8 protein-coding genes and 4 pseudogenes are annotated in these 12,230 nt (G+C 64.2%); 7 read left to right on the forward strand and 5 right to left on the reverse strand.

Translation table 11 applies throughout. From position 1 onward, the window contains the following. The 5 genes and pseudogenes from VEI45_RS26175 to VEI45_RS26200 all read left to right on the forward strand — a co-directional run. Positions 1 to 1,353, forward strand: a 1,353-nt coding sequence (locus tag VEI45_RS26175; protein WP_324857717.1) for a thioesterase domain-containing protein, incomplete at its 5' end; no start/stop codon positions are given. Between the two features lie 75 nt (positions 1,354 to 1,428). Next, positions 1,429 to 1,701, forward strand: a pseudogene (locus VEI45_RS26180) (AMP-binding protein); the annotation flags it as partial. A 505-nt stretch (positions 1,702 to 2,206) separates the two neighbouring features. Further along, positions 2,207 to 3,613: a hypothetical protein gene (locus VEI45_RS26185; RefSeq protein ID WP_414687599.1), complete on the forward strand. Its 1,407-nt coding sequence runs from the start codon at positions 2,207 to 2,209 to the stop codon at positions 3,611 to 3,613. Between the two features lie 657 nt (positions 3,614 to 4,270). After that, positions 4,271 to 5,308: pseudogene (locus VEI45_RS26570) on the forward strand (transposase); the annotation flags it as partial. Further along, a pseudogene (locus tag VEI45_RS26200) lies at positions 5,309 to 5,404 on the forward strand (acetyltransferase); the annotation flags it as partial. Positions 5,405 to 5,429: 25 nt separating this feature from the next. On the opposite strand, the gene mbtN reads toward VEI45_RS26200, so the two are convergent. The 4 genes from mbtN to VEI45_RS26220 form a co-directional block, all read right to left on the reverse strand. Then, positions 5,430 to 6,587, reverse strand: coding sequence for a mycobactin biosynthesis acyl-ACP dehydrogenase MbtN (gene mbtN / locus VEI45_RS26205; RefSeq protein ID WP_324857721.1), 1,158 nt, complete (start codon positions 6,585 to 6,587; stop codon positions 5,430 to 5,432). Then, complete coding sequence (gene mbtM, locus VEI45_RS26210) at positions 6,587 to 8,152, reverse strand: long-chain-fatty acid--ACP ligase MbtM (RefSeq protein ID WP_324857723.1); 1,566 nt, start codon at positions 8,150 to 8,152, stop codon at positions 6,587 to 6,589. The genes mbtN and mbtM overlap by 1 nt, the downstream gene beginning before the upstream one ends. Beyond that, positions 8,149 to 8,409 (reverse strand): acyl carrier protein, encoded by a 261-nt coding sequence (locus tag VEI45_RS26215; protein WP_324857725.1) that lies wholly within the window; start codon positions 8,407 to 8,409, stop codon positions 8,149 to 8,151. The genes mbtM and VEI45_RS26215 overlap by 4 nt, the downstream gene beginning before the upstream one ends. A gap of 102 nt (positions 8,410 to 8,511) precedes the next feature. Next, positions 8,512 to 8,832 carry a hypothetical protein gene (locus VEI45_RS26220; protein WP_324857727.1) on the reverse strand — a complete coding sequence of 107 codons (321 nt, stop codon included), beginning with the start codon at positions 8,830 to 8,832 and terminating at the stop codon, positions 8,512 to 8,514. A 96-nt stretch (positions 8,833 to 8,928) separates the two neighbouring features. Between VEI45_RS26220 and VEI45_RS26225 the strand changes: the two are divergent. Further along, positions 8,929 to 9,067: pseudogene (locus VEI45_RS26225) on the forward strand (gfo/Idh/MocA family oxidoreductase); the annotation flags it as partial. Between the two features lie 212 nt (positions 9,068 to 9,279). Here VEI45_RS26225 and VEI45_RS26230 read toward each other — a convergent pair. After that, a complete protein-coding gene (locus VEI45_RS26230) occupies positions 9,280 to 10,923 on the reverse strand; it encodes a GMC family oxidoreductase (RefSeq protein ID WP_324857729.1) in 1,644 nt (547 codons plus the stop codon). A 698-nt stretch (positions 10,924 to 11,621) separates the two neighbouring features. Between VEI45_RS26230 and VEI45_RS26235 the strand changes: the two genes are divergently transcribed. Next, positions 11,622 to 12,230: glycosyltransferase (locus VEI45_RS26235; RefSeq protein ID WP_324857731.1), on the forward strand; the 609-nt coding region annotated here is incomplete at its 3' end.

Here is a 12,230-nt window from a genome sequence, read left to right on the forward strand (position 1 = left end):
CTCGGCGAAACTACCGGATACCAGGTCGCGGTCACCTGGGGCGCCCAACCCGGCACCCTCGACGCCGTCTTGTTCACCCCCACCGACCCCGAGCACACTGTAGCGCTGACCGACCTCTACCTGCCCCCCACCGGGGCCGCCCAGCAACGCAGCACCCACGCCAATGACCCCCAGACCAACACCAAGATCAGCGCGGTGCGCCAGCAGTTGAGCGCGCGGTTGCCCGAGTACATGGTGCCGGCCCAGATTGTGGTGCTTGACGAGTTCCCGTTGACCTCCTCGGGGAAGATCGACCGTAAAGCGCTGCCGGCGCCGGTGGTTGCCGCCGCAGCGTTCCGGGCGCCGCAGACCCCGACCGAACAGATCGTCGCCGAGGTGTTCGCCGAGGTGTTGGGCGTGGATCGGGTCGGGCTCGATGACGACTTCTTCGCCCTGGGCGGGGATTCGTTGATCGCCACCCGGGTGAGTGCGCGGCTGCACTTGGCGTTGGGCAGGGAAGTGCCGGTGCGGTATCTGTTCGAAGCGTCCACCGTCGGGGATCTTGCCGACTATCTGCACCGGCATCGTGGCGATAGCGATACCACTGATTTGCAAGAAGTAATTCCGGTTCAGACCCTGAAGAAGGGTACTGGCGTGCCGCTGTTCTGCATTCATCCTTTGGGTGGGGTGAGTTGGCCGTACCTGGCTCTTGGTAATTACTTGGACTGCCCGATCATTGGAATCCAACAAATCCTGCAGGGCGAAGAAGTTGAACCTGGGTCAATTCGCGATATGGCGAAAAACTATGCCGACAGGATCCAAGGGGTTTATCCTACCGGGCCCTACAACCTTCTCGGCTGGTCTGCGGGAGGCATGATCGCCCATGAAATCGCCATCGAGCTTCAGCGACGCGGATGCGTAATTGCACGCCTTGTCGTTCTCGACGGCCTTCCCAGCATCGAGATCCAGGAGTTAGACGATTGGAAACCGATGATAGAAGTCTTGCGCTACTATCTTAAGGGCGTTCCAGAACAGGATGGGCCGCTTACCTACGAGCAGATAGAAGAACTACTTCGCGAACGAGGAGCCGCAGAATTTCCTCGATACAAACAGGTTCTGGATTTTTTTGTGCACAACGTTAAGAATGGCATGACGTTGTATCCAGCTCACGAACCCGGTGTTTTCAATGGTGATATGATCATATTTTCTGCTGCGCGGGATCTGAACGATCAGAGTTCGTATCTTCTGCGAAGTTGGCGACCTTACGTTGCTGGCGACATTACCGTGTACTCGATCGACTGTACGCATAACGAGATGCTGACTGCCGAATCGGTCAGTATGTACGGCAAACAACTCAAACATTCATTAGTCTGAGTTGGATCTACTGAGGTCGGCACCCGATTCCGTTGAGCATCTAGCGTCCAAAGCCCGGGCGGCGGCGTCGTAAATGATGAGGCCGCCAACTGGTTGGTGCACCTGTTGGCCGACCACGGCGTGGGCCCGGGTGCGTATGTGGCGCTGCTAGTTTCCCGTTCCGCCGAGGCAATCGTGGCGATCCTGGCGGTGCTTAAAACCGGCGCGGCCCATCTGCCGATCGACCCGGCGCACCCGGCCGCGCGGATCCGGTTCATGCTCGACGACGCCGCGCCGATCGCCGCGATCACCACCACCGGGCTGTCCGGGCGGCTAGACGGGTGCGACCTGGCGGTCATCGATGTTGAAGCGAATCCCGAACGTACCATCGGCCGACACAGGCAGGTTGAAGTTCCACGCCCCGACCCCACGAACGCGAAGATCGCCTGCCCCGCGACAGGCGATGCCGGCGAGCTAGCGCGACGTCGAGATCGCCTACAACGAGCCGAGGCCGCCTTCGACCCGCTGCCGTTTGACGGCGACTCTGCCAGAACTTACGGACGCATCTACGCCGCGGTCATCGCGACCGGGCGCAAGGCTCACGGCGCCCGGGCGGTCGATCTGTTAATCGCCGCCACCGCCCTAGCCGCCAACCTCCCCCTTTACACGCGAAACGTCGACGACTTCCGAGGCATCGAACACCTCCTGACCATCGTTGGCGTCTGAACTCACGGGTTCGCATGTTCGGTGATCGGTATTGACCGAACGGCGAACAGTACATAATGGCCACATGCTGACGGCAACATATGGAAGCGATGCGCTCGCGCAACTGCACGTCTCGGGCGAATCGATCCGTGTCGTCGGAGGCTGATCAGTGCCAGTCCGGATACGCCCTGCACGTGCATCCCTTGACAGCCGCGCATCCAACGGTGATGCGCGGCCGGACAATCGGCTGGCGTTCGTGGACCACGCCTTGTTTGCGGGGGACCGCGCCACCGGCCAGAAGGAAGTCATCCAGTGCGTGTGGGTTTATGAGCACGCTATCGACTTCGATGGGCTGAGGCGTTTTCACCACAATCTCGGTTACGGGTTGTTGGGACGGCGCATCGAGTGTTCGCCGCTGCCGTTCGCCCGACATCGGTGGGTCTCCGATCGGGGGCCGTCGGACATCGATATCGCTGAGTGCGCCCGTCCACGCGCTGAACTCAGCGACTGGGCTGATGAACGCTTACAACTGCCTACTGATCCGGAAAGCGGGCCCGGCTGGCATCTCGGCGTCCTTCCACTTACCGACGGCTCGACCGCGGTCAGCCTGGTGATTTCCCACCACCTGATCGACGGCCTTGGGCTCGTCCTCACGGTAGCTGATGCGGTCCTGGGCAACACGCGCGATCTTGGCTATCCACCGCCGCGTTCACGCACTCGACTGCGCGCGGTGGTTCAGGATGCCCGACAAACAGCGCAGGACGCGCCTGAGGTTGCCCGGGCGCTTATCGTGGCGGCAAAACTGGCCTGTCGTCGCCGGCACGATATTGCCCGATCACGAGCATCGCGACCCGTCGCCCTCCGTGGAGGCGACGGCGATGACGCTATCGTCATCCCAACTATCACGATTCGCATCGACCTGGACGATTGGGATGCCCGTGCGACGGCTCTTGGCGGAACGAGTAACACGCTGGCCGCGGGGTTGGCTGCGAAACTCGGCGAGCGCATGGGGCGCCGACGTGCCGGTGACGGCGCCGTCACCGTACAACTCCCTATAAGCGAACGCACTGAGGGTGATACGCGTGCGAACGCATTGTCGTTTGCGCGCGTCATCGTCGATCCGACGCGGGTAACGACGGATCTGCGTGACGTCCGCGCCGCCATTTTCAAGCAGGTGCTGAGGAGTGTGCGGGAGACGCCAGATGAGTCGTTGCAGCTCCTTTGGCTGATCCCGTTCACGCCGAAGCGGGCGTTGAAACGGCTGGCCGATGGGATAGCGGCCGACCCCGATCTCCCGGTGTTTTGTTCTAATCTCGGCGACCTCGGCTCGGTGTTGTGCCGCCTCGATGGCACCGACGCCGAGTACGCCACCGCACGAGAGACTAGGCAACACGTAACGCGACAGTGGCTTGAGCGAACAGGCGGCCACATGATGCTGCAGTCTGGGCGCATCGGCGGCAAGGTTGGCATCACCGTCGTCGCCTACCAACCGGGCGCCAAGAACACGAAGCCAGCTTTGCGTGAGCTGGCTGCGCGCACGCTGGCTGAGTTCGACCTGACTGGCGAGATCGACTAACGAATCGTCGCCGTGCGGCCTCGACGCGCGACGACGCCCGCGACCGTCCGGCCGTAGGGCCTGGTCGAGTGTCGGCAGTGCCGCAACAGGCTAGACGAGTGTGGAACCGGTGTACGGGACTGTCATCCACAGTTTCGCGCGGTTGACGTGGCGATAACAGGGCTGCGGTTCACGGCCGTCGGGGTCGTCGACACTGCTGGGGTCTGAGCTACATGCTGGGCCGAGCTGGAGCACCGGATCGGCTACTCTCAGTGACGAGGTGTACGCTCCGCAGGGCGTCACGGGCGAATCGATCCGTCGTCGGAGGCTGATCAGTGCCAGTCCGGATACGCCCTGCACGTGCATCCCTTGACAGCCGCGCATCCAACGGTGATGCGCGGCCGGACAATCGGCTCGCGTTGGTGGACCAAGCCTTGTTTGCGGGGTAGCAGGCCCTTGGCCCGAAGGAAGTCATACAGTCCGCGTGAGTTTATGAGCACGCTATCGACTTCGATGGGCTCTTGGCCACCGTCGCCAGCGAGCAGCGTCGGTAATTGTTGTCCGACATGGGCATTGAGCATGTTTACGACTCGCCAAGCCTAGGACGCCGCTGATTTAGTGGGCCCGGTTTCGGCGTGCCTGAGCGGGTTTGGCGCGGTTCGCCAGCAGGATCGGTATGTGGCTTTGGCACGTGAGAATCGGCAGGGCCGATTCGATGACGTGATGCTTTTGGTGGGCGATCAGCTGCCCGAGGGCAGTATTTATCGGCTGCTGGTTGAGCATGGCGCCGCGTTGTTCGGCGAAGTACTTCTTGTTCAAGCGCTCGAGTTTGGGCCGCCAGCCGGTGCCGGCGCGGGTGATCACCACCGTGATGCTGCTGCAGGCCTACGAGGGGCTCTCGGATCGGGAGGCCTGCGACCGGTTGGCCTTTGATCTGCGCGGGAAGGCCGCCGCGGGTATTGCGGTGGGGGCCGGGGTGTTTCATGCCACGATGCTGGTCGGAATGCGCAACCGGCTACGGAAGTCTGATCGGCCGCGGCGGCTGTTCGACGATGTCAACACGACCGCACGGGCGGCCGGGTTGTTGCGGGGACGGCGCCGGGTGATTGATTCCACCCCGTTGTTTGATGCGGTGCCCACCCAAGACACGGTGATTCAGGTGTGGGCCGCGATCCGCAAAGTGCTCACGGTGGCGGATCGGGCCGACCCGGAGTTGGCCACCGCGGTGCGCGCGGCATTCACGCGCGACGATGACTACGCCACGCTGGGCAAGCCGCGGTGCGACTGGGACGACCCGAAAGCCCGTGAGGCGCTGGTGGACGCGCTGGTCAAGGATGCCCAGGCCGCGCTGACGGCGCTGGATGGCCGCGAGCTGGAGGGGCCGCTGGCCGAGGCCGCCGAGTTGCTGGGGTTGGTGGCCGGTCAAGACGTCGAGGCCGGCGAGGATGGGGTGTTTCGCATCGCCCGGCGGGTGGCCCGGGATCGGTTGATCTCCACCGTTGATGTCGAGGTCCGCCAGGGCACAAGTCACGGGCGCGAACCTTCGATGGCTACAAGAGTCACCTCAGTGTGGATCCTGACGACGAGCTGATCACCAACGTGGCGGTGACCGCGGCCAACACCACAGACCGCGAGGTCATCGACGAGCTCGTGGGCCAACCCCGTAGCGCCAAACCTGCTGCCGCCACTGAACCGGCTGCCGATAAGCCTGCCGCCGGCTGCGCCTTTCTCGGCGAGCACGACATGACCAATCGACGGAAAGCGCTGTACGCATTGCCCAGGGCGCCCGAAGACGTCCCCGAAGTTCGATAGCACAGTGTCGCGCCGCCGGGCGGTGTCAGCCACCTATAAGCTCGGCGTAGCCGTCGTAGTCGGGCTTCATTGCCGCGGCCACCAACTCCCAGAGCACCTCGTCGGTGCCACCGCCCACCCGCGCCAGCTTCATGTCTCGCCACCACCGGCCAATCGGTGTCTCGTCGACAAGGTAGCCGGCACCGCCGAAGATATGCATGCATTCCGACAGCACCTCCTCGCCGAGGCGGGCCGCCGTGACCTTGACAGCCGCAGCTGCGCGAAGGTCGAGCCGACCGGTGGCCGCAATTCCGTTGAGCCCGTAACGAAGCAGATCAACTCGTGCCTGCAGGTCGGCCATCCGCATTCGCAGCGCTTGGTGCTCGAACAAGGTGGCCCCGAACTGCCGGCGGCTCATCATCCGGGCGTGCGTGATGCCGAGTACTCGCTGGCACGACGACGCCACCTGCCCGGCGATCGACATCCGTTCGTGCGCGAGCCCCCAGGAGATCGCCGCCAGGCCCGTGCCCGCCCGGGCGATCAGTGCCTCCTCGGGCACCCAGGTGTCAATTCGCACCGCGGCGGTGTCCAGCGGACCCGCGCCGACTTTGCGGTAGGGCGCTTGAACGTCGACTTGTGCGGTCGGCACCGCTATCAGCAAGACATTGCCGTGCCGACTGTTCTCGTCGTGGTCCACGCCGCGGGCGACCACCATGATGTGGTCGGCGATGGGGGACAGCGATACGAACTTCTTGACACCACGGACGTCGAATCCGCCTCGCGCCGAACGAACCTCAGTCTGCACAGCTTGCAGGTCTGAGCCGCCAAGCTCTTCGGAGGCGCCGATGCACAGCACCGCTTCGCCGCGGATGGCTTGCTCGCAGATAGTTTTGAGATAATCGGACTTGCTGAACCTGCGCAGGATTGCGATAGCCGAGTCGTGCAGGCTCACCCCGACTCCGATACCCGCCGAACCCAGCCAACCCAGCGCGAATGCCAGGGCGTTGAGCTTGGCGATATCTGGGTGTTGGCCGCAGGTCCACTTCTGGGCGAACACGCCTGCCTTGCCCAGGTATTCGATCAACTCGCGCGGGAAGCGTTCGCTGGCCTCGGCTTCCGCGGTCCACGCGACCACTTTGTCGCCGAACACCTCGTCGAGAAGTGAGCGATAGTTGTCGATGCCCGGGTCGGCCGAATGGCTCATTAGCTCATTACCCCTAGACTGCGCTTGACGTCCAGGCGGCGCAGCTTCCCCGACGACGCACGCGGTAATGGACCGGGCGCCAGAAAAACCACGCTCGACGGAACGACACCACATTTGGAGGCGACCCGCGCCACCAGCTCGCTGCGGGCGCCGGACTCGTCAGGACCGCGGAATTCGGCGGCGATCACCAGGCCGGGTCGGTCGGCGTCGTTGGCCTCGACCGCCACCACCGCTCCTTCGCGAACGCCACGAACTTCGGCGGCGACCTGTTCGACCTCGGTGGGGAAGACATTGCGGCCGGCGACCGAGATGACCTCCTTGGCGCGGCCGCAGACCACTAGCCCGCCGTCAGCGAAGTAGCCTAGATCACCGGTCTTGAACCAGCTGTCGGGTTCGAGCGGGGATTCGCGGAGATATCCCGACATCATTGAACTGCCGCGGATCTCGATCTCGCCGACGTCGCGACCGGGTGCCTCGACGCGCTGATTCTCGACCGGGCTGATCCGCACTTGCATTCCGGGGATCGCCTCGCCAAGCATGGCGTGTCGGCGCAATGGTTCTCCGGAACCGGTTGTCGTGCAGCGGATTTCGTCGTACCGCAGACCGGTGCCAGGACGCGGCGCCGTCACCGCACAGGTGGCTTCAGCTAGTCCGTAGGACGGGGCGGCGGCACGCGGATCGAAACCGAACTTGCTCAGCGCCGTCGCGAACCGCTCCAGCCCAGCGCAATCGACGGGTTCGCCGCCGTTGATCGCCACCCGCAGTCGGCCCAGGTCGACGTCGGGTACCCGGCGGGCGTATTTGCCGATCACGCTATAAGCGAAGTTCGGCGCCGCGGTCATGGTGGCCGCGCTGTCGTTGAGCCACGTCAGCCACCGAAAAGGTGAGGTCGCGAACGCCGCAGTGGGAGCCAGCCACATCGGCGCCCCGGTAACCGCGCCGCTGAGCAGAAAGGTCAGTCCCATGTCGTGGTAGAGCGGGAGCCACGAGCAACCACAATCGGCGGACACGTCGACGCGCATCTGTTGGAGCAGGCCAGTGACGTTGCTCAGCACCGCGGCCGGTGAGAGCTGCGCGGTGCGTGGGGTGCCGGTGGACCCGGCGGTGGCCTGCAGCACCGCGGGCGTGTCCGGCGTGGCGGCTACCGGCGTCAAGGTGGTTGACCGATGCCCGCGCGCCGCATCGGCGACATCGTGCACGGCTAGCGGCGCGTCGGCGCTTCGCAGCAGCTGCAGCGCAGGGCCGTTGCTAAAGATCGTGGTCACACCGGCGGCGATAAATCGGTTCAGCGTCGACTGCGCCCATTGCTGCGGGTCGGCGCCGCGCACCGGCCCGGGCAGGATTGACACGCTTCGCCCGGCAAGCCAGACACCCTGAATCGCGGCGACCAGGTCGACCGCGCCACCGCTGTCCTCGGCGAGAATCCGGGCGGCAACGAGCTCGGCGCGCGCGTGCACTTTCTGCCATGGGTAGCGGTTCCAGGTGCCGCTGTCCTGGTCGAGAACGACGAGGTCATCGGATGATGCGGTCATCGCCCGGGACAGAGCGGACGCCAGTACGCTCACTGGACAATCGCGGCCTTGGCCCGGATGGCCGCCTCCAGGTCGCCGACGGTGTCACAGCTGAGCAGATCCTCTTCGGAGAGCGCAACCCCCAGCTTGTCTTCGATTGCCACCATTCCTACCGCGAACGCCACCGAGTCCAGCCCGACGTCCTCGATCAGCCGGGACTCTGAGGTAACGCGCTTGACGTCGACGTGTAGATCGTCGCTGAGAATCTCCTCGAGGGCGGCGCTGACCACGTCCGGGGCTGACTGCTCCATGAGGTGGCAGGCTACACGGACATCTAAAGTAAGGCTAGCCGTTTAAGGATCGACTTCCGACAATTTGTTGGTGATGTGGGATGGCTGGTTTGTGCCGAATCCTCAAGCGGCTAGCGGCGTGTCGATGGCGAGATCGTTGAAGAGCGTCTGCATATCGATGCGGATTCGTTCGTAGTCACGGTCGACGCGGGTCCAGTGCACGGGTTTGCGTCCCATGCGGGGGCTGCGCACCGCGGCGAGGATAGGGGCGATGACCTGGTCGCGCAGGGTGAGCAGGGCGGCGATGGTGCGCGCAGCCAGGGGCGGGACGTGGTAGCCCAAAAAATACTGGGAATTGGCCGGAAACCTCGTTTCAGCAGGTGCACCACTCAAAATGGGTTGCGCCGCAATACATTTTGCCTGGTCAATCTCGGTGTTTTGCAACGTATTTCGTGATTCCCGTGCGCAACACCCCGGTAGCTGGGGCCACCAGGGACACGAAGTTGGGAATGTCAGTTGAGGAGACGCGCGCCTCCTAACGCGTATCAGCTTGACATTTCGCCGGGCGGTGCTGCGCGGCGAACCGGTGCAGACGACGCCGGAAGACGCTATCGAGAGCATGACCGTCATCGATGCGATCTATCGCGCTGGCAGCCGCCCGCTCCGCGAGCTGACCTGAACGCTAATCCGTTCGCCCAGTTGGAACTTCGGACAACAGGCGGCGTTCCGCGTCGACACATGGGCGGCGATCGAGCGGACTAACGCCGGCACAGCGCCAATGATCTTCTGAGTACTTCGAGTTCGATCACGATGTCGGGGGAAGCATGGAGAGGATGTCGCCTAGCGGTAGTTCACCCTTGCCGGGAACCTTGCTGCTCATTCAACAGGTTGTCAGGTGGCAAAATGCACTTGGTTCACGTGCGCGGCCACCCGCAGGGCGTTGGCCGCGATCGTCAAACTGGGATTCAAACCGGCGCTGGAAGGGAAGAACGAGCCGTCCACCACGTACAGGTTGTCCACTTCGTGCGCCCGGTTTTGTGGGTCCAGCACACTGGATTTGGGATCGGTACCGAAGCGGCACGTGCCGCAGACGTGGGCCACGGCCTTATTGTCTTCCGCGCCCCGCAGGGTGATTTTGCGAAACGGTTCCAACATCTCTTTCAATTGCCGCAAAAACACTGCGTGGCGCTCGATCTCATTGGCGTGAAGACGATACTGAACTCGCAGCCGCTGGCGGCCGGCCAAGCTCGGCCGATCGGATGGCAGGACGCGGTTGTCCAGATAGGGCAGATCTTCCATGATCGATGTCAGCACTAGTCCGCCGTTAAAGAACCGCTCGTAGATCCCGCGCACCGCCGGGCTCATCAGGCGCAGCGCCTTCGCGCGCCAGCCGGGGCGGCTGGTCACCACCTCCATGGGCGGCATCGAGCCGAATGACTGCACGGTGCCGTATTTCTGCCCCTCCCAGAAATAAAAATCGTTTAGCCCGATCTCCTTGTTCTGGGCCGTGATCTTGCGATCGGGTTGCGGCCAGATCTCGATCACGTCAATCAGATGACGCATCAAGTTGCGCCCCACCCAGTCCGAGCCGTTGGCCAATCCGCGTGGCCAATCGACCGAACGGGAATTGAGCAACAGCACCGGGGAGACCAACGCACCGGCGGCCAGCACCACCACCTTGGCCTTCAGGGCCAGCGTGCCGGAGCGATCCTCGCAGATCACTTGCCGGACCTGGGTGCGGTCCGCGTCCAGGCGCACGGCCCGACATTCCGGCAGCAGTTGGGCACCGTGCTCGGCAACGGCCGGCAGCAGGCAGTTGCGGGCGGCGTCGTTTTTGCATGACTGGTGGCAGAGATAGCTCTGGCAGGTGGTACAACCATCGGCGTAATCACAAGCCATCGGCAGGTGGTAGGGATGCAATCCGCGACCTGCCAGATAGTCGACCAGCGGTTGGTTGTCTGCCGAAAACGGCGGCGCTGCAGGCAGACCGACCTCGGCCGCCTCCGGCCGCAGGGGGTCGGGCTGGCCGCGAACCCCCAGCAGCTTCTCAGCCGCTGCGTACCAGGGCCGCATCTGGTTGTAGGTGACCGGCCAGGCATCCGGCACGGTGGAATCGCCGGGGTTGCGGAAGTTCTGCCGGGGTGTGAAATCGCGAACGAAAAATCGCTCGCAGACCATGCCATAGAGGGCCGACGACCCTCCCGTCCCGCTGCCGATGAACGGCACAAACCGCCGCGAGAAGCGCCCGCTGATGTCTTCGATCTCGTCGGTTGAGCGCCCGGCCCGGGCCAAGGCGTCGTAGTATGCCTCTGCCGAACGGCCCGCCTGCGGCTCGGCCACTTCCGGCATCGAAGAGCGAATCGTCCCCGGCACCCCGGGCAGTGTCGAGCGCCCCTTCTCGACGAACAGCACCCTGCGGCGGCCTGACTGGGCCAGCCAGTAGCCCAGCATCCCGCCTCCCATGCCGGTGCCCACGACAATCACGTCCCACACAACGTGTTCCGCCTCGCGCGCGTTCAGCTCGCCGTCAGCCAAAATCGAGCTCCTCAGCGGATGATGGCCCAAAGCTTTGCCCGGTTTGGGCGGATCACGAACGTACCATCCGCTGCCACGGACAGACAGGTTGAAGTTGCCGCCCAGGCCACGGTGGAAACCTGGGTGTCCGATGCCGCCGGGGATCCGTTGCTAGTGGTGATGGCCGAGCCGGCGCGGCCGCACTTACACCTGGCGGCTCGCCGGTCGCTGGGCGGGCCTGGTGTAGGTAGGCGCTCAACGCCTCCCCGACATCGGCGGGCAGCGGCATCTTGTCCTCGCGGGACGCCTTGCCTTGCAAGACGATCCGCCGGGCGTCCCAGTCGAGGTCGTCCAACTGCAGCCGCGCCGCCCTCGATCGATGGCAGGTCCAAGCGTGCGACCAGCGTGAGGATCGCGTAGTCGCGGACACGGGATCGCTGATGTCGCAGCTGTCGAGCATCCGCCGCACGTCGTTCGTCGTGATCGCTTTCGGGATACCGGTGTCGCGACCCTCGGGCAGCGTGACATACGTCGCTGGCGTCCCGGACTAGCGTGCTCCGATACCAGTCGCCGCCGCCTACGAACGCCGCTGCAGTCGGAACCAACGGCGAACGATCAGCCGAAGCCAATGGCAGAATGTCCAGCCGACAGTCGAAGAACGACGGATAATGACCGATGCCCCCGACGTCGCCTATGCGCACGACAACTGAAAGGCCGCGATGAAATTTGTGCTGGTGAGCTATGGAACTCGCGGTGATGTCGAGCCCTGCGCCGCCCTCGGCCGCGAGCTGCTGGGCCGAGGGCACGAAGTGCGCATGGCAGTCCCGCCCGACCTGGTTGGCTTCGCCGAGTCGGCTGGGCTTGCGGTGGTCGCCTACGGACAGGATTCGCAGACGGCGCTGGACAGGGATTTAGGCGTGAACGTCTGGAAGGATTTCCCCCGCAGCGTCTGGAGGATCCAGGATCTGATCAGGTTGTGGCGCGAATTTTGGGAGTTCGTTACCCAGTGCTGGGGGGAGGTGAGCACGACGCTGACGTCGCTGGCGGACGGGGCCGATCTGCTGTTCACCGGCCTGGCTTTCGAGCAGGCCGCTGCCAACGTCGCGGAGTATTACGACATTCCGTTGGCCACGCTGCATTACTTCCCGCTGCGGGCCAGCGGGGCGGCGTTGAACCGCTCCGCAGTGACGGTGTACGAGTGGCTGTCTTGGTGCGTGACGAAGAAGCTCGAGGACGCGCAGCGCCGTGAGCTAGGCCTGCCGAAGGCAACAGGCCCCGCGGCGCGGCGGATCACCGAACGCGGATCGCTGGAAATCCAGGCGTACGAC

The organism is Mycobacterium sp., from assembly GCF_035623875.1.
In the GTDB taxonomy this organism is placed as follows: domain Bacteria; phylum Actinomycetota; class Actinomycetes; order Mycobacteriales; family Mycobacteriaceae; genus Mycobacterium.